This is a genomic window from Legionella geestiana (assembly GCF_004571195.1).
GTDB lineage: Bacteria > Pseudomonadota > Gammaproteobacteria > Legionellales > Legionellaceae > Legionella_B > Legionella_B geestiana.
This window is the reverse complement of sequence record NZ_CP038271.1, coordinates 1,524,749-1,545,594: the sequence shown is the minus strand read 5'-3', so window position 1 is coordinate 1,545,594 and position 20,846 is coordinate 1,524,749. Positions and strand designations below refer to the sequence as shown.

Here is a 20,846-nt window from a genome sequence, read left to right as displayed (position 1 = left end):
CCATGAAGCAGAAGTATCGGCGCGTGATACTCTATGCTCGACAACACCGCGCTAACAGCGGTGTGAGCGAGAGTCTGCAGCGTGCCGCCTCCTGCCTTGAATCGCATGGGGTTGAGGTTTACCTCGACCCCGAAACTGCGGGCTGTTTCAATGCCCCGTATCCCGTGCTGCCAGCTGATGCCATCGGAGAAAAACAGGATTTAATTCTGGTCGTTGGCGGTGACGGCAGTTTGCTCTCGGCCGCCCGCATGGCCATTCGCATGGATGTACCGGTCATTGGGGTCAACCGTGGCCGACTGGGCTTTTTAACCGACATCTCTCCCGCCGATATTGAGGAGCAGCTTGAGGCAGTACTCGCCGGTGCCTGCGTGGAAGAGCAGCGTTTTTTACTCCAGACCCGCATTTTTGACGAAGACACGATTTATTTTCAGGGCGATGCGCTCAATGACGTGGTTTTGAGCCGCGGTAATGAGCCCCACCTCGTTGACTTCGAGGTCTATATTAACCAGCAGTTTGTCAGCCACTACCGCTCTGACGGGCTGATTCTCTCAACACCAACGGGCTCAACGGCCTATGCGCTGTCGGCGGGCGGCCCCATCATGCATCCGGAGCTCAATGCCATTGTCATCGTACCAATGTTCTCGCACAGCTTAAGCTCGCGCCCGCTCGTGGTGGACGCGCAGTCTAAAATTGATTTGCACATCAGTGCAGCTAATGAAAGTCCGCTCAGGGTCAGCTGCGATGGACATGAGTCGGTAATGGTTAAGCCCGGTCAGCAGGTATCCGTTGAGAAAAACGCGCGCCGCCTGCGGCTGTTGCATCCACCCGACTATCGCTATTATGATACCTTGCGCCAAAAGCTTGGATGGGAATCCAAACATCAGGGGTAAATCATGCTCTCCACCCTCAGGATAGAAAACTTCGCGATTGTTGAACGGCTCGAGATTGATTTCGATAAGGGCCTGACCGCCTTCACGGGCGAAACCGGTGCGGGAAAATCCATTCTCATTGATGCGCTGCTGCTGGCACTTGGCGCACGCGCCGAAGCCTCCGTGGTGCGTCCGGGGGCTGAAAAATGCGATATCAGCGCCGTATTTACCCTCGATGCCGGCTCGCCTCCGCACGCGTTTTTAGTCCATCATGAAGCCGCGGCTTTAGAAGAAGACACCCTTGTGCTTCGCCGCGTTATCAATCGCGATGGACGCTCCAAATCTTCGATAAACGGCCATCCCTTTCCCCTGCAGAAAGTGCGCGAACTCAGCAAAATGATAGTGGATATCCATGGCCAGCACGAGCATCAGAGCCTTCTTGAGCACGCAACGCATCGGCGCCAGCTTGATGAGTATGGCGCGCACGGCGAGCACCTGCAGGTACTTGCCGAGCACTGGCGGCGCATGGAATCGATGCGCGCCACACTCAAAAATCTTGAAAGCCAGGAACAGAGCCTTGATGCCAGACGCTTTCTTGATTTTCAGATTGAAGAATTGCAAAATCTCGCGCCCGTTGACGGGGAAATTGATGCGCTTCATGAGGAGCATCAGCTCTTACACCACGCGCGTGAATATCTTGAAACCACCACGTTCCTCGAGGCGCTTCTTGATTCCGGCGAAGACGAGGGCATGACGCGTCTGCTTGCGCGTGCCCAGCAATACGTTCGTTCTCTGCCTGCAGCCAATTCCCATATTCAGACCATCAGCAGCCTGCTCGAGAGCGCTTTGATACAATGCGAAGAAGTGCTCAATGAGTTACGCGCCTTCTCCGAACAGGTACAGCTTGACCCTGAACGCCTGCACACGGTGGAAGCGCGCATGAGTGAACTGCATGGCGCTGCGCGCAAATACCATGTGGATGCCGCCTCTCTTCCAGAGCTCCTTGAAAAGCTTATCAAACAGCGAGCAGCACTGGGCGCGGAACTGGCCCAAAAAGACACGCTCGAAGCGGCCTTGAGAGAGGAGCGGCAGGCGTATGAAAAAGCATCACTTAAACTTCGAGAATCCCGTCTGCTGCACGCGCCAAAGCTTGCTGCCGACATCACGCACACCATCCAGCAGCTCGGGATGCCGCGAGGGCGCGTGGAAATCCGCGTCACTCCGACAGAGCACCCGCAACCGCATGGTCTTGATCGTATCGAGTATCACGTCTGCACAAACCCGGGCACGCAGCCAGACAGCCTGTCAAAAATTGCCTCGGGCGGTGAGTTATCCCGTATCAGCCTTGCCATTCACATGATTACTGCGCGTAAGGGTTCCACACCGACACTGCTCTTTGACGAGGTCGACACCGGTATTGGTGGCGCAACGGCCGCCCTTGTTGGACGGCTTTTACGTGAGCTCGGAGAACGCCTGCAGGTGCTTTGTGTGACCCACCAGCCACAGGTCGCCGCCAGTGCACATCACCATTTCGTGGTGGAGAAACACTCTGACAGCGAGCACACCTGGACCAGCGTCACGCGCCTTGAAAAAGACGAAAAAACCGATGAAATTGCGCGCATGCTCGGAGGGTTGACCATCACCGAAAACACCCGTTCACACGCGCGGGAACTGCTGGGAGAGGCGGGTTAACGCTGCAGCGCCGCCCAGCCCGGATACACGGGATTGGCATGCTCGGCAATCCGCAGGAGCTGATTGTATTTGGCGATTCTGTCTGTGCGGCACAGTGAACCGGTTTTAATCTGCCCACAGCCGCTCGCAACTGCCAAATCGGCAATAAACGTATCGCCGGTTTCACCGGAGCGGTGCGACATCACCGAACGATAACCGTTTTCAGCCGCCAGACGCATGGTGGCGCGGGTTTCTGTGAGCGTGCCAATCTGATTGGGCTTAATGAGCACCGCATTCGCCATGCCGGCATCAATCCCATGCTGCAGGATTCGCGGATTAGTGACAAACAAATCATCCCCGACAAGCTGGATACGGCTGCCAAGTGTGTCCGTCAAGAGACGCCAGGTGTTGTGGTCGCGCTCGTCCAGACCATCTTCCATGCTGACAATCGGATAGTCCGCAACGAGACTTTCGTAATAGCGCACAAGCTCCTCACCTGAGAGCACGCGAGACTCCGAAGCCAGATGATACTTATTTTCATGCCACAATTCAGACGCTGCCACATCGAGTGCGAGTGCCATATCGACTCCCGGACGCAGGCCGGCGGCTTTAATGGCTAAAAGCAGCAAATCCAGTGCTTCGCGGTTCGAGCGCAGATTCGGCGCAAAGCCGCCCTCATCGCCGACGGAGGTTGCGAGATTACGCGCTTTCAAAATAGCCTTCAGCGCATGAAAGGTTTCAGCTCCCCATCGCAGAGCGGTCGGAAAATCCGGCGCGCCAAGCGGCATTATCATGAACTCTTGAATATCAACGTTATTATCTGCATGTGCGCCACCGTTCAGCACATTCATCATCGGCACTGGCATGCGTGCAGTCTCAGTCTCGCCAAGCGCCATAAAAAGTGGCAGGTCAAGAGCGTTTGCACGGGCTCGCGCACTTGCCAGTGACACCGCAAGTATCGCGTTCGCACCAAGACGGGATTTATTGCCCGTACCGTCACAGGTCAGCATGGAGGCATCAACGGCCGCCTGGTCTTCTACCGACAGGCCCCTGAGCGCTTCGTTGAGAACGGTGTTCACATGGGTCACCGCCTTCAAAACACCGCGGCCATTGTAGCGGGCGGCATCATTATCACGCAGTTCGCAGGCCTCCATGCTGCCGGTGGAAGCCCCTGAGGGTACACTGGCGCGCCCGCACAGTCCATTGGTCAACCACACTTCCGCCTCAACCGTCGGGTTACCGCGCGAATCGAGTATTTCGCGCCCTTTAATACGTTCAATCTGCATACCACTCTCTCTTATTGACCCACAATATGAATACGCACATACAGCGTGGAATTGTCACCATACTGAGCGCCCGCACTGTACACCGCCGCATTACCGGTGGGGTTTGCGCTGTTTGAGCCCTCAGCACTGCCAAGCGAATACCAGGTATCAAGCGGCACCATCAGTGTCGTGTCGACATTCTGATTGGTAAACTGCTGCTGGTTGGCCGGCTGCTGCTCATCACGCGCTCGACGCACCTGCAGCTGAACCTGCTGTCCCTGAAGTTTTGGCAACAGAAAGACGCCATTCTGAACATTCATGCGGGCATAATCAACACCTGTCCACCAGCCGATACCGGCTGATTGAATGACGGGAACATTCTGCGATGTTGAAACAAAGGCAGACTGCCCGTTCATCACTCTTACCGATTGATTATTTAACTGAATCTGCTGGGAATTACTGCCATACACTACCGTATTGGACACCTGCGACAGCCACTGTGGCGTATCCTGGTGAATGGCAATTTCAAAGGTCACGGGAGGCACATCCACCTGATGCAGCACGGCGCGCAGGCTGGTCAGGGTCTGAGGGGAGACATTCACCACCAGCGTCTGACCAGAGCCACTGATTTTATCGCCAGGCTGCAACAGCGGTTTAACCAGCGGAATAATAACGCTGGCATCCTGATACTGTAGAGAAATAACCTTGGAAATATTGCCTTCATCCTCGGCAAACGCAGTGCCGGCCAGCAGCAGCGCCATAAGCAGCCATACTTTTTTCATGAGGTGCATCCATTCAAGAAAGGGTCTAATCTAAAATCCTAGCAAACCCTACAGAATATTGCACTGCGGTTCAAGCGGCGGGGGCGGTGTCACAGAAGGAGTATCGGCGGTTTTTTTATGCGCCAGAAAACGGTGGGGATTGTGTGTGATGCGATTCTCGCCATGTGTCTCAAACGAATCTTGCAGGATGTATTTAAGCTGTTGCTTGAAGGCGTCCCGTGTCAAATGCGCATGGCTCTCCTGCGCCTGTTTCAACGCATCAGTTATGACCTTTACCGGCGGCGCCAGCCTTTCCCCGTCAATGTCATGGGTTACACTGTTGAAAACGCGCAACGGACTGTCCGTCTGTTTAGAGGAGAATGTCCAGGTGGTGAGCTGTTCAGCCAGAATTTCAAGGTCTTCTTCAGTCATTGTGTCTAACAAACTTATTCGATGCAGCGGTTCTAAATTTTCGCAAAATGATCTTAAGGAAACCTTAAGAATTGCACATGCATTACAACAAAAACCCTGTGAGGGCTCGTGTGCGTTACCGCAATCTTCGCATCCAGTCAGGACAGATGCACCTTTTCGGGTGATTTTACGCCTTAAAAAATTAACCAGTGCATGGTACAACAAAAAAAGGCGTGGAAGCCACTGGAAAGTTTGTTACAATACGCGCATACAGGTCAGCCCGGAAAAGACCATGGGCAGTATCTTCAACATGTTTGGCCCCTCACCGATTCGCCCGATTGAGCAGCATATGCGCAAGGTGCATCAGTGCGCGCGCCAGCTTTATCCCTTTTTTGAAGCCGTTTTGAAAAAAGACTGGGATGCAGCCGGCATTGTGCGTGATAAAATCTGCGCGTTCGAGAAAGAGGCTGACCTTATCAAGCGCGATTTGCGCCTGCACCTGCCAACAGGGCTCTTCCTGCCGGTGGCGCGCACCGATCTCCTTGAACTTCTGAGCGCGCAGGACCGCATTGCCAACAAGGCGCAGGACATTGCCTGCCTCATCATGGGCAGACGCATGCACATTCCTGAAACACTGGAACCGGTGTTTATGCCTTTTTTAAGCTGCTGCCTTGATGCCTCAAAGCTTGCCTGCAAAGCCATCAACGAGCTTGATGAGCTCCTTGAGAGCGGTTTTCGCGGCAGTGAAGTCAATATTGTCGAAAACATGATTGTCACGCTTGACACCATTGAGCACGACTCAGACGACAAGCTCGCTGACATTCGTCATCGCATCTTCGAACACGAATCGGAACTTCCGGCCATTGAGGTAATTTTCCTCTACAAGCTGGTGCAATGGATTGGTGATCTTGCTGACCATGCCCAGACGGTGGGCGGTCGGCTGCAAATTCTCATAGCACGGTAAGCCCGCATGGAATATCCTTTGTTGTATCTTTCAGCCATTATCCTTTGTTTTTTGATGACATGGGGCGTTGGCGCCAATGATTTGGCCAATGTCATGAGCACCACCATGGGCTCCAAGGCCATTACGGTGCGTCAGGCGATGGTGATTGCCATTGTGTTTGAATTCGCCGGGGCCTTCCTTGGCGGCAGCGGCGTCACGGAAACCATGCGTGACGGCATCATCAACACCAGTGAACTTGCCGATCAACCCATGATTATTGTTCAGGGGATGCTCGCGGTGTTGTTTGCCTGCACGGTATGGATGAACCTTGCCAGTTATCTCGGCGTGCCGGTCTCGATTACTAATGCGCTGGTGGGCTCCATGGTCGGCTTTGGCGTGGTCGTGCTTGGCAATGACGCCATTCACTGGGACCAGGTGTCACGCATTGCGATTGGCTGGGTCAGTTCGCCGCTGATTTCAGGCATCACGGGCTACGCCCTCTTTGTCAGTATTCAGCAGACCATTTTTGTGAAAAGCGACCCCCTGGAGCGCGCACGCCGAATCATTCCCGTCTATCTTTTTCTCGTGGGCGCGGTACTTTCTTATATTACGGTCTTTAAGGGAATCAACCATTTCGGTATCCATCTGACCCTCCAGCAGGACCTTCTGGCTACCCTCACGACCAGCGTCATTATCACGGCCGTGGGCATGTTTTTTATCCGCCGCATCCCGGAGATGCACCGTTTACGCCGGCATGAGCGCTTTGTGCAGGTGGAAAAATATTTTGCCGTCCTGATGGCACTCACCGCCTGCGCCATGGTGTTTGCGCACGGCTCAAACGACGTGGCGCTCGCGGTAGGCCCATTGAGTGTAGTGCATACGCTGCTCGTAGAATCAGACGCCACCATCGGTGCCAGCAATTACCCGGCCTGGATTATTTTTACCGGCTGTCTTGGCGTGATTATCGGCTTTTTGATGTATGGACGGAAAGTGATTGAAACCGTTGGCAGCTCCATCACCGCCCTGACTCCAAGCCGTGCCTTTGCAGCAACGCTCGCCGCCGCGACCACGGTGGTGGTTGCCACCGGTGGCGGCATTCCGGTATCTGCCACGCAGGCGTTAGTCGGTGCAGTCCTTGGTGTCGGTCTTGCACGCGGTATTGGCGCGTTAAACCTCATAGTCATCCGCAACATTTTCATGTCATGGATACTGACGCTTCCCGCCGCATCGCTGCTGACGGTGCTGTCCTACAAACTCTTGCATGGGTTGCTGGGTTAGGCCTGCGTGCATTAAAAAACGGGATTTGCACTACACTCGCTGAAAACGCGTCTTCAGGCAGGAAGGCTTAAAACGCGTCCCACAGCATATTTTCTTTGCCTTCCGGCAACGGAACGTCACGCAGCAGAGCGATGCGCTCGTGCTTACGCACTTCTTTTTCCTGAGAAAGCGACAACGGATGCGTCATGTCAAACTTGCGAAGGAAGGCATCGTCGGGGCTGATGTAGGCTTTGTCAATGTCGAATTGATTCATGATATCAGTAAGCTTTTAACCATAAGACTGGAAATTCTACCAGGTTTTCGTGTAGCTTACCAACTTTTGCAACCTTTTGGGGAAAAACGATGAAGAATATTCCAAAAGCAGAACTGCATGTCCATCTGGAAGGCACGATTTCCCCAGACCTGGCTCGCAGACTTGCCGCCCGCAATCAGCTGTCATTGCCGGAAAATCTTATTTCACAAGACGGCACAAGCTGGTTATCAAACGACTTTCTCCATTTTCTGGGGGTCTACGATGCAGTGGCGGCAGTTATTAAAGCACCGCGTGATTACTACGACATCACGCTTGACTACCTGCAGGCGAGTGCCGCGGAGGGGGGCATTTATACGGAAATGATGTATTCGCCCACACATGCCGAGATGTCGAGCGGCATTCCATCGCGCGAGCACCTTGCGGCGATTCAGCAGGCGGTGGATGATGCTGAAGCACGCTTTGGCATTACCGGGCGCATTATCGTCACCGCTGTGCGCCATTTTGGTGCAGAAGCGGCAGAGCGCGTTGCGCGCGAGGGCGTGGAAAACCGAGAGGCATGTGTCACCGGATTTGGTCTTGGCGGGGATGAAGCAGGCTTTCCGCCGCACCTTTTCACCAAAGCCTATGCCATCGCCCATGAAGGCGGGCTTGCCTGTACCGTGCACGCCGGTGAATTCGCTGGCGCTGAAGGCATGAATGAGGCCATGGATACCCTGCCCATCCGCCGCATTGGGCACGGGGTGCGAGCCTATTGTTCACCGGAAACCATCGCGCGACTGAAAGATTTGGACATTGCCCTCGAACTCTGCCCGACCAGCAACGTATTCCTTGGCCTGTTTAAAGATTTGGAAAGCCACCCCTTCCCGGCTCTCATGAAATCCGGCATCAAGGTCAGCCTCAACTCAGACGATCCGCCATTCATGCGCACCACCGTTGGCAATGAATACGCCATCGCTGAAAAAGTGTTTGGATTTTCCGAGAGCACCCTCTGCGCCATTACCACCATGGCACTTGAGGCCGCTTTTGTGGACGAGGCGACGCGCGCGCGGTTGCTTTCGAAAGTGGCCGCATAAAAGCGGCTGGTGCATCCCTAAACGTACAGGGTTTTATGCTTTTTCCCGGGCTCTTCGCGCGCGAGTCTGGGCACGAGATACCCCGGCAACTGCTCCTGCAACGCGCGATAGAGCGCCAGCGCGCGCGCGTGCGGGAGGTCAAAATGCGCGGCGCCCTGAACGTGGTCCAGAAGGTGCAGGTAGTAAGGCAATACGCTGCATTCAAAGAGGCGCCGACTTAAGGCGGCCAGGGTATCGACAGCGTCATTGACCCCGGCAAGCAGTACGGCCTGGTTTAAAAGGTGTACGCCCGCGCCACGCAGAGCGGCACACATGTCACTCACCTGCTCGTCCAGTTCCTGTGCATGATTAACATGCAGGACCATGACTTTATCAAGGCGCGTACCTGCTAGAAGGCGCAAAAATTCATCGTCAATGCGCTCTGGCAGCACTACCGGAAAACGGGTATGAAAACGCAGTATGCGCACATGCGCGATGGCTGATAGACCCTCAATCAGCCGGGCGAGTGAGGCATTGCTCACGAGGAGCGGGTCGCCACCGCTTAAAATCACTTCATACACTTCGGGATGTGCGGCTACATACTCAAGCACCGCCTGCCAGCCGGCACGGCCGGGATTGTTCTTAGCATAGGGAAAATGGCGTCTAAAACAGTAACGGCAATTCACCGCGCAACTGCCGGCGGGCGTCAATAACACGCGGCCATGGTATTTGTGAATCAAGCCTGGCAGCGGATTAGCCGCGCGTTCTTCAAGCGGGTCTTTAACAAAGGCGATATCCTCATTTTCGAGGGACACCGCAAGCACCTGTCGCAGTAACGGGTCGTTCGGGTCATTCGGGCGCATGCGCGCGGCAAATCCACGGGGCACGCGCGTTGCAAAGACTTTTTCAGCATCCTGTGAGGCCAGCGACACCGGCAGGCCGAGAAAGGTGAGCAGTTCGCTGCTCGAAGCAAACCCGTTTGCCAAAATTTTTTGCCACGTTCCGTTCATTACTCGCATTCGCCCGGCAGACTTGATAAACTGCGTGAACTGTAACGAATTTGCAAAAAAATCTCAAATTGTGGAGCAACAATGGCCATCTACAGCACCAACGAATTTAAAAACGGTCTGAAAGTCACCATCGACAACGCCCCGTGCAGCCTGCTCGATGTGGAGTTTGTTAAACCTGGCAAGGGGCAGGCGTTTACGCGCGTCAAAGTCCGCAACCTCAAAACCGGGCGTGTGGTAGAGCGTACCTATAAGTCCGGTGAAACACTGCCCTCTGCCGATGTCGCCGATGTCGAGATGCAATACCTCTATAACGATGGCGAGCTGTGGCACTTCATGGTTGCCGAAACCTTTGAACAGTATGCGGCAGGCAAAGCGGCTGTTGAAGAGGCGATACAATGGATTAAAGAGCAGGATATCTGCATGGTGACTCTCTGGAACAACGAGCCGCTGCAGGTAGCGCCTCCGAATTTTGTAGTACTTGCCATTACGGAAACCGACCCAGGCGTGCGAGGTGACACCTCCGGCGGTGGCGGAAAGCCTGCTGTCCTTGAAACCGGTGCCGTGGTACGCGTACCCCTTTTTGTGCAGACGGGCGAGCTCATCAAAGTGGATACTCGCAAGGGCGAATACATCTCGAGGGCGCGGGATTAGGGCCTGTCCTCATTTCATGATGTGAAGCGAAAATGAAGACTCGCCCTAACAGGATTCCAGTGTGGTGCGCACGTGCTCAAGTATCCTGCGCGCCACATTCACGCCACTCGCCTGTTCCATGCCATTAAAGCCTGGTGAGGAATTCACTTCACAGACGAGAAAACCCTCTGGCCCAAACAATAAATCGACTCCGCTGATGTCCAGTGCCGCAAGGTGCGATGCTTTTTTTGCCAGAGCTGCAATCTCTTCGGTTAAGGGCATGGGTGCCACTGTACCGCCCAGCGAAAAATTCGCCTTAAAGCCTTCTTTAGCGGTTCGCAGCATACACCCCACAGGCTCATTCCCCACCATGAATACCCGTACATCGCGCCCGTAGCTCTCGCGCACAAACTGCTGCACAATTAACCCCGAACTGCTCCCTGGAATGGTCAAAAGCTCCATGATATCCCTGAAGGCACCCTCTGTTTCGCACAGATGAATCCCAATCCCCTTGGCACCGGTAATGCGCTTGATAATCAGTGGAAATCCGATTTGTTCACGCACCAGTGCCCAGGGAAGCGGAAACTGCACGAGCAGCGTTGTCGGAATAGGAAGAGCATTGCGCGCAAGTATTTGACACATGCGCATTTTGTTGCCAGACAACCCAATGCCGCGCGAACCGTTGAATACGCGAACCTGAAGGCCCTCCAGATGGTGAATGAGAGCCATGGCAAAATCACCCGTTTCTGCCCCAAGACGCGGCAGAACAAAGTCCGGCGGAGGCACGGGCGTACCATTTAAAAACAGGCCTGATTGACCGTTTTGCGCCGCAATCAACTCAAACTGTTCCGGCCGATACACCTCGAGGTTGAGGCCAAGTAATGGTGCTTCTTCAAGCAACCGATTCACCCCATGATCAACCGCACCCAGTTCCAGCCGATTACGCTTGTAGAGTATCCATCCCTTCATGCAGTCCCCAGGCACGTTTTACCAGGTGTCATAGTACCCGCGATAACTCGTCCAATAATATCCGTTACCGTAACGCGAGTAGTAATAATTTCCCCAGTATGCCGGGTAGTAAGGGGTATAGCCATAGTAACCGGTCGTGTAGACGTACTCAGGGGGATCGACATAGACCGTTTCTACTGCACCGCAACCGGATAGCGCGCCAACGCTTGCCGCCAGAAACACGCTGCAAAGTACACGTTTCATGATGTCTTCCTGTTCTCATGAATGTACCTTAAGCATAGTTTAACGCCATTATTTGTGCAAATTGCTCAAATTGTAATTATGCATTTTCCAGCATGCTGATTTGCTGTTGCAACTGGCCGTGCGCCGCTTCCACGTTGATGTAGGGTAACCCTGAGAGGCGCACGGACAAGGAGCCATCATCGCTCGGCGCACGCGCCTGCAGCACGCTGTTAAAACCAAGCTTTCGCATGCGCGTATAATCCTCTCGCTGCGTTACAAAGTAAAAATTGCGAAACGTCCAGTTGGGATTTTGATGGATGGCGGCGGCCTCACGTGCCGATGGATGCCCCGGAAAATAATCGCGCATTGAATACCCGCGATTATTGTGCACACTCACCACTTTGCCGGACGGCAGATGTTTGAGAAAGACATTCGCGAGATGCGCGATGGCGCGATGGGCATCGGGAGAGTACTGGCTATAGCGGGTAAGGGTCTGGCGTATACCGCTGTCAGAGAACATGCGGTTGGGGTCAAAAAGGTAGCGTTTACCGTTCAGCTGAAAACACACGAGACGACCGCCAGGGTGCACCAGACGCAACAACCCGGCACCAGTACGCCGCGCAACCCGCTGAGCCGCAACCAGCGCGGTTTTTTCATCCGCATGCAAATGTACAAACGTGGTATCCGTGCCGCGCTGATATTCCACCAGCACTTTAGAGCTCCCGAGCATCACCGGAACACGCACAACGCCTGCCTCGGCGAGTAGCGGAAGGCAACACAGCAACATCCAGTAATATCGCATCGATGAAAACCAAAAAGAACAAATTTGCAACAATTTACCGGTATGCGGGATTTTTTTCAACCCCGCAGGCACTTTTTGTTTAAAATTTATCCTATACTAGGCGTACGGGTAGTGATTCCCTGACCGAACCGGATACTGATACATAGACGCGTGGTCGCGTTGACGTGTGGTGTGCTCTTCAGCTGCTGCTGAAGCCTGAAATACGTCACCGATCGCCACAACTGACACACAAAGCGGTTGAGTCAGCAAGGTCATTACCTGACCGTGTTAATCCCTGAAATTCTCAAACTGCAGAGGCAGTTTGATGTCTGACTTTTTAAGTGCTGCGATACACTCCTGCAAATCATCGCGCTTTTTACCGCTGACCCGCACCTTATCGCCTTGAATAGAGCCCTGCACCTTGAGCTTACTGTCTTTCAGAAATTTCACGATTTCTTTGGCCGTAGGCTGATCGATACCCTGCTTAAAGGTCATCGTCAGGGAAAATGTTTTACCCGAATGCACTGGCGCATCTTCCATTTCCACGCCGGAGGTATCGACATTGCGCTTTACACAATGGTTGCGAAACAGCTCTTCAAGCTGTCGCACCTGAAAATCAGACTCTGATTTGAGCGTCACTGCGAGATCATTCAGCACGATGCTCGACTCAACCCCGCGAAAATCAAAGCGGGTTCCGAGCTCACGTTCAGCGTTTTCAACTGCGTGACGCAGTTCAACCGTGTTAATCTCTGAAACAATGTCAAAGGTCGGCATGTTGGCTTTTCTCCAGTTCACGTTCAATGGCTTCACGGATGGTATCAAAAGATGCCGTCGGTAAAAACCGGCGCACCACTTTGCCATCCGCGCCAATAAGAAATTTGGTAAAGTTCCAGGGCACAAGCAACAGCGGCCTGCGCTTCATGTGCCGGGCAAGCCATGCATAAATAGGTGCCTGAGAGCGTCCTCGCACATCAATGCGTGCAAATATTGGAAAAGTAACCCGATAACAGCTTTCAGCAAATGCCAAAATTCCGACGTTGCTGAGAGGCTCCTGATGCAAAAACTGATTACAGGGAAAAGCAAGCACACTGAAGCCCGCCGATGAATACGCCTGTTGAAGTTTCTCCAGTTCGGCGTACTGGCCGGTAAACCCGCAGCGACTGGCCACATTCACGATAAGCAGCACCTTACCGGCAAAATTTGCGAGAGTGGTTTCGTGACCGTTGATATCGGTAACCGTCACCTCGGCTATCTGCTCCTCGCCCGTCTCCTGAGCGCTTCCTGTACGCATGCTTTTCCTCGCCTGCAAAAATACGGCGTCAAGATGTTGACGCAATCCTCTGCATATTGTCAATACTTTTATCAAAAAAATGTTGCTTTTTTTTTGTCCACACGTTAACGTTTAGTCAACAAAAATAAGGGAGTAGTGTGATGAAAACAAAACTGTTGACTGCCATTACCACAGAAAAGAATTCAGATAAACTATACGAGAAACTCGTAAAATTTGAAAAAAAATCGCCTGAGTTATTCAGCAGAAGACTTTTCAGGGGTCGCACAGTTTTTCACCAGCTCATCATGCATCAACACTACACCGTACTAAAAGCCCTGCTTGAAGATGAGAGACTCAAGGCACTTGCCTGCCAGACCGATCAGAATAAACAGTCTATCCTGCATCTGGCCATCCTCTATTACCTCCCTGACAACCGCGAGCACCTCGAATGGCTGACAGACCTGTTCCCGATGATGATAAACGGTAAAGACAGCCTGGGCAACACGCCGCTTCACCTTGCTGTCAGTCATGAGCGGCTTGAAATCCCGCAAAAGATAGAAATCATTCTCTGCCTTGTTAGACACTCCTCCTGTAATCGCTGGATAGTGAACGAGCTTGGAAAAACGCCCTTCACGCTTGATAAGGGAGGTGCACTCTCTGAAGCACTGAGGTATGTTGATGTATCGCGAATTCCCATGCCCCCGCTTGACGGACAACTGCTGACTGCAGAGCACGAGTCCCCGACACGGTTTTCCGAGCAGTATCCTCATCTCTTCCAACAGAGGCGCCCTCTTCAATCGTGCGAAACGCCACGCACACTGGAGTCATCGTCTTCAAGCAGCACCGTGGAGACACTGAGCGCGTCCATGGGAGATGACAGCATTTCGGGGGCCTTCACGGCCAGAGAGTGCCGCTCTGCTGAATGTCCGCCAGTACTTGAAACGCCACTGCAGGTCACACTTGCCGACTACTGCCTGAAAGGAAACAGCCTGAAAGAACGGCGGGCACTGCGCAAGGCGGTCTTTACAGACCCCGATGGCCTTAATGCGATTCATCGTGCTATCAGACACGTGAACTGGTACCTTCAAAAGGACTTCCAGACAGCGCAGGAGAACAAAACCCGTCTGTGGCATGGATTTCTACGCCATCTGGTTCGACAGGGCCTTCTGACCCCGCCCACAGAAGTGCCGTTGTCTCCGGAGGTTCAATCTCCCGATTCAGGCATCGACATGAGCCTTGCACTGAATAACAGCCTGTGGCTGATAAGCACCAGCCGTGAAAGAGAAGGGACGCCACGTCTTTTTACGCTCGAGAAAATCCTGCACCAGACGCTCGGACTGCAGCTTCAGGCGGACCTGCCCACACTTGTCAGTCGCCTTACAACCCTTCTCAAATTTGGCGATGCGCACCAGCGCATGGTCAGTACATGCATGATTTGGCTGCTGGTGCATTTCAATCCGTTATCCGCGTTTCGCACCGTTAATAACGATGTTATCGGAGATTTTTTATGCGAGCTTGAAGTACTTCTTGATAAAGAGACCGCAGACATGTTGGACGATTTTCAAACAATCTGTCGCAGGGATGAGAATAATCTGTGCAGAGGACGGGCGCTCAATCTCGCACAATGGCCGCTTGACGCGCGGTTTCAGGCCAAGCCCATGCCGCTTAAAAAAGCGCTTTCCATGGCCATGAATGTAAAAGACCCCCATCACCTTACCGCATGCGACTGGATTGCACATGATGCATATGCGTTGTCGAGTAATTCTACGAGGCGACTTACGCCGGATGAACTGCGCGATGGCCTCGCCCTTGAAGTCCCCTGCGCGGAGCAAACCCCCATACTGTATCTGCAAACACAATGGTGGCAAAGTCTCTCTGAGCATCTCTCAAAACATGGGCTTTCAGGCGATGTGCGCCAGCTTCAAGACACCATGACCCTGCTCACAAACCTCGCGCCCGCAATGGCAGGCGCTTCCAGCGAACGCGAGCCTGATATACACGGACTCATGTGCCTCTCGTCCGTATTGAACCACCAGTCGGTTTCCCGCGCCATGGAAGCACATTGCAGCCCTGACATGGAGCAGCATGCCGTTCTTCGTGAGCTTGGCGAACTGCTGAGCTCTCAAAAAAATCGCGCGAACATACGCCGTTGCCAGCAAGTTTTCCCCAACACGCTGCCGTTTGTTGGACACCTGAAATCCGACCTGCTCTTTGCCGCTCAGGGAGCAGCCGGCTCTATCGCACGCGCAGAGGCCCAGGGAAAAGTGCTTTTTACGCTGTTAAGTCTTAAAATGCGGCTGGGTTTTGAAGTACAGCCTGTATACACCACGCTCCAGAGCTTTCACCTGAGTGAGTCACCTGTTCCCGAGATGGAGCTTGATAAACTCTCCCATCGCTTCAAGCCGTGGCCTGCCAGCATTTATGATTTTTGCGCGAATCCACTGCCACTGCCTGAAACACCCGCAGAGGCTATTGAAACACTTAATGTCCTCCATTCGGAGTACCTGGCTTTTAAAATTATGCCACCGAAGACTTTTGAATTTTTGGAGCACGTTGCAATACTGATGAAGAGTGCCGTCCAAAAAACAAACTTAAGCGCGTCAGATTTGACAGCACTCGCACGGCTTATCCCGCTTTATCATCAGCACTTGAATACCGTCATGGAGGTGGATGGCATCAATCGCCGTATTCCCTGCGGCGTGACGCAGGAGGTCGAGCGCCATAATCCGCTGCGACTGATATATACACAGCTGACACTCCCGCCGGCACTGCGAAGCTCTTCTCCTCTGTGGCGATTTCCTCAAGAAACCGACAAGGGCTTCCCGGCACGGCTGCGTCCTTTTTTTTCAAATGCTTCGCGCTCCTCTGAGGCTTCGAGCTCTGCTGAAAGGCGCTCACCTCGAGCATCCTGACTTGCAACATCGCGAGCGTGGTGTACCATTATGGGTATGCCACTGAAACGGGGGTGCATTGATGCAGAAGACAGAGCACAGGGTTTTCCTGCACATGCTGAGGCACCTCTTTGAACAGGGAAAGCGCGGCGCACTCTTTAACATGCTTTCCGCCCTGATAGTCTATGGGTATTTTGAAATGACAAGCGCCACCCTGCCAGGGCTTCATCTCTGGCTTGCCGGCACGGTTTTGACCGGTCTTGCGCGCTTTATGCTCTCAGCATATGCAGGTCACTGTCGGCAAAACGCGAAGCTTATCCTCTGTCACAAGGTAATGTTTGGCATTGTTTTTCTCAATGGTTGCATGTGGGGTTCGCTGTACTGGGTGTATTTCAATGAGATGAGCATGTTTCAACAGCTTTTTGCCGCTCTCATGTTAACAAGCGGCACCACGCTGTCCATCTCGGCATTTTCTGCGTCCCGGCCCTGTTACCTGGCGTTTGTCATCCCGACATTGACGCCAATGATAATCATGACGCTCACAGCGACACATGAAGAATATGTGTATTTTGGTACGGCGATTTTTTTGTACGCACTTTTTATCATGTACGTGTTCACGCAGCACAGGAATGCGCTGCTTGAAAATACCCGCCTCGAAATTAGCCGCGAATCCCTGCTCAAACGGCTCCAGGGCATGAACGAAAAACTGCTCCGCACCTCCCGCACAGACGCTTTAACGCATCTTGCCAACCGGCATCATTTTAACGAACAGCTGCATGCCGACTGGATGCGCTGCAAACGTGCAGAGACCCCCATTGGGCTGATATTGATTGATATTGATTATTTCAAACAGTATAACGACCATTACGGTCACCTCGGAGGGGACCAGTGCCTACAGCATATCGCACGCATCCTTCGCCGTATCGTGCGCCGCACAACAGACCTTGCCGCACGCTTTGGCGGCGATGAAATCGCCATTATTCTTTTTAATACAGGCCTCGAGCACGCAAAAAGCATTGGCCTTGAGATTCAGCAGGAACTTTACCTGGAACAGCTGCCGCATTCGGGCTCGCCGTGGGGGCTGATAACCCTTTCCATCGGTGTGGTCGCGGGCATCCCGGCAGGAGATGCCGCTGAAGATCACCTTTTAGCACAGGCAGATGCCGCACTCTATCGGGCTAAACGCCAGGGTCGCAATACGCTGGAAGCCGCCCCCCTATTTCATTGTGCCGAAGCAGTGCGTCAATTGCCGGAGCCCGTCCTCTGAAGCAGCGAAACGAATCCGCAGCCGGACGCGAGCCCCCCACTTCAAGCACGCAGCGCAGAAAATCCCGCCCCGTCCCGGCATTGAAAATGCCTTCTTCCTCAAAGCGGGCAAAGGCATCGCTCGAAAGGACTTCCGCCCAGAGATAGCTGTAATACCCTGCCGCATAGCCACCGCCAAAGATGTGGCTAAAACTGTGTGCAAACCGCTGCCAGGGCGCTATGGGCAGAACCGCTGTCTGTTGACGCACGGCCTCAAGCGTGTTTTCAATCACGTTTGGTGACGCGGCATCGGCCAGGTGGAGTTGAAAATCAAAGAGTGCGAATTCCACCTGGCGCAGCATCGCAAGGGCAGACTGAAAATTGCGGGCGGCAAGCATTTTGTCAAAAAGCGTGCGTGGCAGCGGCTCGCCGGTTTCGACATGCGCACTGAGGCCTGAGAGCGCCTCAAAGTCCCAGCACCAGTTTTCATGAAACTGACTTGGCAGTTCCACGGCATCCCATTCCACGGCGCGAATGCCGGACGCTCCAAGCCGCTCCACGCGGGTCAATAGGTGGTGCAGGCAATGCCCCATTTCATGAAACAGGGTGATAACTTCTTCGTGCGACAATGTCGGCACCCGTCCTGCGGCTGGTTTTGCGAAATTACAGGTCAGGGTGGCTACGGGAAGCTGGAGACTGCCATCCGGCATGCGCCAGCGGCTTTGACAGGCATCCATCCACGCACCACCGCGCTTTCGGGCACGGGCAAAAAGGTCGACATAAAGATATCCGCGTATGGCCCGCTCGGCATCCACAAGCGCCAGACACTTCACATCCGGGTGCCACACGTCCACATCCTGAACCGGCTCAAAGGTTACGCCATACAGGCGTTTAATAATGTCAAAAAGCCCCTGTAACACTTTAGGCTCAGAAAACCACGGACGCAGGCTTTCCTGGGTGATGTCAAAACAGGCGTGACGCTGTTTTTCGGAAACAAAGCCAATGTCCCAGGGCTCCAGGTGCTCAAGCCCGCAGTGTGCGGCGGCAAAGGTCTTGAGTGAGGCGTATTCGGCCTCAGCCTGTTTGCGGGCGCGATGGCATAAATCCGTCAGGAAATCGATGACTTCAGCCGGCGTTTTAGCCATTTTGGTGGCGAGTGAAAGTTCTGCAAAATTGCCAAAGCCGAGCATTTTCGCCTTCTCTGCGCGCAACATCAGTATCTCCTGCATGCAGGCACTGTTGTCAAATTGTCCGGCAAAAGGGCCAACATCAGATGCCCGGGTCTGCCAGGCCATGTGCATGTCAGCACGCAGCGCGCGGTCTTCGGCACAGGTCATTACCGCCTGAAAACAGGGAAACTCAAGGTTTAGCAGCCAGCCAGGTACCCCCTTTTGCTGCGCGCGCTCACGTGCCGCATGCAGGGCGTGCTCCGGCAACCCTTTAAGACGCGCCTCATCAGTAATCTGCAGTGAAAACGCATCCGTTGCATCCAGTACGCGGTTTTGAAACTGGTGCGAAAGCTCCGTGAGACGCGCCTCTATGGCTTCAAAACGTTTTTTGTCGGTATCGGAAAGCGCCACGCCTGAGAGGGTGAAATCGAGCAGCGCGTCATCAAGAATTTTCTGGTCAACAGGGTTACTGACTGTCTCGCGCAGCGCGCGCAGAGCTTCGAAGAGCCGCACATTCTGCCCCATGGCCGTTTCAAAGGCGGAAAGCTTCGGCAGACAGGCCTCAACACAGGCACGCAATGCTTCAGTATCGGTAACTGACTGCAGGTGCGAAAGCGGCGACCAGAATATTTCGAGCGCATTGTCCATCTGCTCCAGCGGCTGCATGAGCGTATCCCAGGTGCGCGGGTGCGCCTCAATAAGGGATTCGGTCGCCTCAAGGTGACGCGTCAGGAGTGCATCCAGCTGATTGGGAAACGTTTCAGGGTTAAGGGTAGAAAATTGGGGCAATGAGCGCGACATGGCTGTTCCTGCGGGCAAAAACGCCAGCTTATCATCAGAAAGCCGGGCAAGGGAAGGTTTCTGCCGGGGAAGGGGAAGCGCTTTCCGAGCCCGCAAAAAACGAAAAGCGGGAGCGGGCAGATTCGGTATCAAGCGGGCGCATGTCTGGTATGGAAGCCTGTGTTTTCAGCCAGTTGTCCACCATCCATGCCAGAGAGGTCACCATCAGGACCAGTGACGCGCCAATCAGCGCCAGTAGAGGATTTGCAGTGAAGGCCGGTAACAAAAGCACCATGACGCCTGCCAGCAGCAGGGTCTGCAACACACTGGAACCAAGGCGCACGAGCTCAAGCTTACAACGCGAACGCAAACCGTCTTTTAGCGATTCAAGCTCCTCCTGCTCTTCCTCCGTGCGCGCCTCAATGGCCGCATAGGCATCCCACAAACGCTTAAGACGCAGGCACTCATAGAGCGCACGAATGGCAGCGGCCAGGACATCATAAACAAACATGGCAAACGTCAGGTACGCCCCAGCCGGACCGAGTGCGCCAATCAGCACAAAGCAGCTTAGAATACCCGTGGGCAGCCAGGCCGCATCGTTAAAAAACTCAAGTCCCCGCCGCTGCATCTGACCGAGCACCCGCGAGCCGAAATCGATTTGCTTTTCGGTTTCAGGCATCCAGGAGCCTGGCACGAGATGGCGAATCAGCAGCAGTGAATTGGCTAAAAACCGCGGAATAAAATACAGGAACCCAATCCAGGCCATAGCCGGCCCAAGACCCTTGTCCACTTTGGCAACCCATTTTGAAAACTGTCCGACACCCCGTCCAAACTCACTGACGGCAATCAGTACGCGGCGCGCGCGCCCGGTCATAAGGCGTGCCCAGTTGCCATGAGAAAACAGTGTACGGGCGATACCAGTCAGACCCGAATAATCCTCCGGCGCATCCACTTCTGCCGCTCCTAAATCATAGCCCGCACACTCAAGCAGCCGGCGGTAAAGAAGGATGTCGTCATTGAGCCGCTTTAATTCGGATTTCGCACCAAGGTGGTCACGGTAGAGACGGCGCAGCATTTCTGCAATGGCAAGTGCAGCTTCCACCCCGGGGCGCAGCACGGATGCACTGCTGCTTTCTCTTGAAAATCCGGCGGCGAGGTTGGCGCAGACCACGTTATACTCAAGCTGGAGCAGGCTGTGCTCACGTACCATCCGGGAATGAAAGGCCGCATCCTGCTCATCAAGCCACCCCGGCAGTTCGCGCAGATATGTATCAACAGGCATACCTTCAGGTACCTGTCGAAGAAATCCGTGCTGCTGCAAACGTGTCAGTGTGGCGGTCATTAATTCTGCTCAAATAATGATTTTTAGATCTTTA

20 protein-coding genes are annotated in these 20,846 nt (G+C 53.9%); 8 read left to right on the top strand and 12 right to left on the bottom strand.

All coding sequences use genetic code 11. The features are described from left to right. The first annotated feature begins 2 nt into the window (after positions 1 to 2). Positions 3 to 890 (top strand): NAD(+) kinase, encoded by an 888-nt coding sequence (locus E4T54_RS06805; RefSeq protein WP_028385673.1) that lies wholly within the window; start codon positions 3 to 5, stop codon positions 888 to 890. A gap of 3 nt (positions 891 to 893) precedes the next feature. Then, positions 894 to 2,561, top strand: a complete 1,668-nt coding sequence (recN, locus tag E4T54_RS06800) for a DNA repair protein RecN (protein WP_028385672.1) — start codon at positions 894 to 896, stop codon at positions 2,559 to 2,561. On the opposite strand, the gene eno is transcribed toward recN, so the two are convergent. Genes eno through E4T54_RS06785 form a run of 3 tightly spaced genes read right to left on the bottom strand, consistent with a single transcriptional unit; the run spans position 2,558 to position 4,998 of the window. Further along, positions 2,558 to 3,826, bottom strand: a complete 1,269-nt coding sequence (gene eno / locus E4T54_RS06795; RefSeq protein WP_028385671.1) for a phosphopyruvate hydratase — start codon at positions 3,824 to 3,826, stop codon at positions 2,558 to 2,560. The two genes, recN and eno, sit on opposite strands and share 4 nt — an antisense overlap. A gap of 11 nt (positions 3,827 to 3,837) precedes the next feature. After that, positions 3,838 to 4,587 (bottom strand): type II/III secretion system protein, encoded by a 750-nt coding sequence (locus E4T54_RS06790; RefSeq protein WP_028385670.1) that lies wholly within the window; start codon positions 4,585 to 4,587, stop codon positions 3,838 to 3,840. 48 nt (positions 4,588 to 4,635) lie between these two features. Next, on the bottom strand, positions 4,636 to 4,998 hold the full coding sequence (locus tag E4T54_RS06785; protein ID WP_028385669.1) for a hypothetical protein: 363 nt from the start codon (positions 4,996 to 4,998) through the stop codon (positions 4,636 to 4,638). Positions 4,999 to 5,269: 271 nt separating this feature from the next. Here E4T54_RS06785 and E4T54_RS06780 point away from each other — a divergent pair, with 271 nt between their 5' ends. Both E4T54_RS06780 and E4T54_RS06775 read left to right on the top strand, forming a co-directional pair. Further along, positions 5,270 to 5,941 (top strand): TIGR00153 family protein, encoded by a 672-nt coding sequence (locus E4T54_RS06780; protein WP_035901646.1) that lies wholly within the window; start codon positions 5,270 to 5,272, stop codon positions 5,939 to 5,941. A 6-nt stretch (positions 5,942 to 5,947) separates the two neighbouring features. Then, positions 5,948 to 7,198 (top strand): inorganic phosphate transporter, encoded by a 1,251-nt coding sequence (locus E4T54_RS06775; protein WP_028385667.1) that lies wholly within the window; start codon positions 5,948 to 5,950, stop codon positions 7,196 to 7,198. 67 nt (positions 7,199 to 7,265) lie between these two features. Here the strand turns inward: E4T54_RS06775 and E4T54_RS06770 are convergent, their stop codons facing one another. After that, the gene (locus E4T54_RS06770) at positions 7,266 to 7,451 is read right to left on the bottom strand and encodes a CBU_0585 family protein (RefSeq protein ID WP_028385666.1); all 186 of its coding nucleotides are present in this window, start codon (positions 7,449 to 7,451) and stop codon (positions 7,266 to 7,268) included. Between the two features lie 89 nt (positions 7,452 to 7,540). Here E4T54_RS06770 and E4T54_RS06765 point away from each other — a divergent pair, with 89 nt between their 5' ends. Continuing rightward, a complete protein-coding gene (locus E4T54_RS06765; RefSeq protein ID WP_035901617.1) occupies positions 7,541 to 8,524 on the top strand; it encodes an adenosine deaminase in 984 nt (327 codons plus the stop codon). A 17-nt stretch (positions 8,525 to 8,541) separates the two neighbouring features. Here E4T54_RS06765 and epmB read toward each other — a convergent pair whose 3' ends face one another. Next, positions 8,542 to 9,522 (bottom strand): EF-P beta-lysylation protein EpmB, encoded by a 981-nt coding sequence (epmB, locus tag E4T54_RS06760; RefSeq protein WP_028385664.1) that lies wholly within the window; start codon positions 9,520 to 9,522, stop codon positions 8,542 to 8,544. A gap of 72 nt (positions 9,523 to 9,594) precedes the next feature. Here epmB and efp point away from each other — a divergent pair, with 72 nt between their 5' ends. Continuing rightward, the gene (gene efp / locus E4T54_RS06755; RefSeq protein WP_028385663.1) at positions 9,595 to 10,164 is read left to right on the top strand and encodes an elongation factor P; all 570 of its coding nucleotides are present in this window, start codon (positions 9,595 to 9,597) and stop codon (positions 10,162 to 10,164) included. Positions 10,165 to 10,209: 45 nt separating this feature from the next. Here the strand turns inward: efp and E4T54_RS06750 are convergent, their stop codons facing one another. The 5 genes from E4T54_RS06750 to E4T54_RS06730 all read right to left on the bottom strand — a co-directional run bounded on the left by E4T54_RS06750 (position 10,210) and on the right by E4T54_RS06730 (position 13,406). Then, positions 10,210 to 11,112, bottom strand: coding sequence for an ATP-grasp domain-containing protein (locus E4T54_RS06750; RefSeq protein ID WP_028385662.1), 903 nt, complete (start codon positions 11,110 to 11,112; stop codon positions 10,210 to 10,212). An 18-nt stretch (positions 11,113 to 11,130) separates the two neighbouring features. Further along, positions 11,131 to 11,355, bottom strand: coding sequence for a lipoprotein (locus tag E4T54_RS06745; protein ID WP_131793715.1), 225 nt, complete (start codon positions 11,353 to 11,355; stop codon positions 11,131 to 11,133). Positions 11,356 to 11,431: 76 nt separating this feature from the next. Continuing rightward, entirely contained in the window at positions 11,432 to 12,136 is a 705-nt protein-coding gene (locus E4T54_RS06740; RefSeq protein ID WP_238582839.1) for a protein tyrosine phosphatase, read from the bottom strand. A 267-nt stretch (positions 12,137 to 12,403) separates the two neighbouring features. After that, positions 12,404 to 12,889, bottom strand: coding sequence for a YajQ family cyclic di-GMP-binding protein (locus E4T54_RS06735; RefSeq protein WP_028385660.1), 486 nt, complete (start codon positions 12,887 to 12,889; stop codon positions 12,404 to 12,406). Further along, complete coding sequence (locus E4T54_RS06730) at positions 12,876 to 13,406, bottom strand: glutathione peroxidase (RefSeq protein WP_065230372.1); 531 nt, start codon at positions 13,404 to 13,406, stop codon at positions 12,876 to 12,878. The genes E4T54_RS06735 and E4T54_RS06730 overlap by 14 nt, the downstream gene beginning before the upstream one ends. A 140-nt stretch (positions 13,407 to 13,546) precedes the next feature. Between E4T54_RS06730 and E4T54_RS06725 the strand changes: the two genes are divergently transcribed. Both E4T54_RS06725 and E4T54_RS06720 read left to right on the top strand, forming a co-directional pair. After that, positions 13,547 to 16,297 carry a RasGEF domain-containing protein gene (locus E4T54_RS06725; protein WP_028385658.1) on the top strand — a complete coding sequence of 917 codons (2,751 nt, stop codon included), beginning with the start codon at positions 13,547 to 13,549 and terminating at the stop codon, positions 16,295 to 16,297. A gap of 61 nt (positions 16,298 to 16,358) precedes the next feature. Then, positions 16,359 to 17,543, top strand: coding sequence for a GGDEF domain-containing protein (locus tag E4T54_RS06720; RefSeq protein WP_051550787.1), 1,185 nt, complete (start codon positions 16,359 to 16,361; stop codon positions 17,541 to 17,543). Here the strand turns inward: E4T54_RS06720 and E4T54_RS06715 are convergent. Beyond that, positions 17,455 to 19,491: a M3 family metallopeptidase gene (locus E4T54_RS06715; RefSeq protein ID WP_028385657.1), complete on the bottom strand. Its 2,037-nt coding sequence runs from the start codon at positions 19,489 to 19,491 to the stop codon at positions 17,455 to 17,457. The genes E4T54_RS06720 and E4T54_RS06715 overlap by 89 nt on opposite strands. 34 nt (positions 19,492 to 19,525) lie before the next feature. Next, complete coding sequence (locus E4T54_RS06710) at positions 19,526 to 20,812, bottom strand: hypothetical protein (RefSeq protein WP_028385656.1); 1,287 nt, start codon at positions 20,810 to 20,812, stop codon at positions 19,526 to 19,528. Positions 20,813 to 20,846: the final 34 nt, after the last annotated feature.

What these genes read in the sequence shown, in the direction of transcription:
- E4T54_RS06805 (WP_028385673.1), top strand. Translation starts at nt 3, where the DNA reads ATGAAGCAGAAGTATCGGCGCGTGATACTCTATGCTCGACAACACCGC.
- recN (WP_028385672.1), top strand. Translation starts at nt 894, where the DNA reads ATGCTCTCCACCCTCAGGATAGAAAACTTCGCGATTGTTGAACGGCTC.
- eno (WP_028385671.1), bottom strand. Translation starts at nt 3,826, where the DNA reads ATGCAGATTGAACGTATTAAAGGGCGCGAAATACTCGATTCGCGCGGT.
- E4T54_RS06790 (WP_028385670.1), bottom strand. Translation starts at nt 4,587, where the DNA reads ATGAAAAAAGTATGGCTGCTTATGGCGCTGCTGCTGGCCGGCACTGCG.
- E4T54_RS06785 (WP_028385669.1), bottom strand. Translation starts at nt 4,998, where the DNA reads ATGACTGAAGAAGACCTTGAAATTCTGGCTGAACAGCTCACCACCTGG.
- E4T54_RS06780 (WP_035901646.1), top strand. Translation starts at nt 5,270, where the DNA reads ATGGGCAGTATCTTCAACATGTTTGGCCCCTCACCGATTCGCCCGATT.
- E4T54_RS06775 (WP_028385667.1), top strand. Translation starts at nt 5,948, where the DNA reads ATGGAATATCCTTTGTTGTATCTTTCAGCCATTATCCTTTGTTTTTTG.
- E4T54_RS06770 (WP_028385666.1), bottom strand. Translation starts at nt 7,451, where the DNA reads ATGAATCAATTCGACATTGACAAAGCCTACATCAGCCCCGACGATGCC.
- E4T54_RS06765 (WP_035901617.1), top strand. Translation starts at nt 7,541, where the DNA reads ATGAAGAATATTCCAAAAGCAGAACTGCATGTCCATCTGGAAGGCACG.
- epmB (WP_028385664.1), bottom strand. Translation starts at nt 9,522, where the DNA reads ATGCGAGTAATGAACGGAACGTGGCAAAAAATTTTGGCAAACGGGTTT.
- efp (WP_028385663.1), top strand. Translation starts at nt 9,595, where the DNA reads ATGGCCATCTACAGCACCAACGAATTTAAAAACGGTCTGAAAGTCACC.
- E4T54_RS06750 (WP_028385662.1), bottom strand. Translation starts at nt 11,112, where the DNA reads ATGAAGGGATGGATACTCTACAAGCGTAATCGGCTGGAACTGGGTGCG.
- E4T54_RS06745 (WP_131793715.1), bottom strand. Translation starts at nt 11,355, where the DNA reads ATGAAACGTGTACTTTGCAGCGTGTTTCTGGCGGCAAGCGTTGGCGCG.
- E4T54_RS06740 (WP_238582839.1), bottom strand. Translation starts at nt 12,136, where the DNA reads ATGCGATATTACTGGATGTTGCTGTGTTGCCTTCCGCTACTCGCCGAG.
- E4T54_RS06735 (WP_028385660.1), bottom strand. Translation starts at nt 12,889, where the DNA reads ATGCCGACCTTTGACATTGTTTCAGAGATTAACACGGTTGAACTGCGT.
- E4T54_RS06730 (WP_065230372.1), bottom strand. Translation starts at nt 13,406, where the DNA reads ATGCGTACAGGAAGCGCTCAGGAGACGGGCGAGGAGCAGATAGCCGAG.
- E4T54_RS06725 (WP_028385658.1), top strand. Translation starts at nt 13,547, where the DNA reads ATGAAAACAAAACTGTTGACTGCCATTACCACAGAAAAGAATTCAGAT.
- E4T54_RS06720 (WP_051550787.1), top strand. Translation starts at nt 16,359, where the DNA reads ATGCAGAAGACAGAGCACAGGGTTTTCCTGCACATGCTGAGGCACCTC.
- E4T54_RS06715 (WP_028385657.1), bottom strand. Translation starts at nt 19,491, where the DNA reads ATGTCGCGCTCATTGCCCCAATTTTCTACCCTTAACCCTGAAACGTTT.
- E4T54_RS06710 (WP_028385656.1), bottom strand. Translation starts at nt 20,812, where the DNA reads ATGACCGCCACACTGACACGTTTGCAGCAGCACGGATTTCTTCGACAG.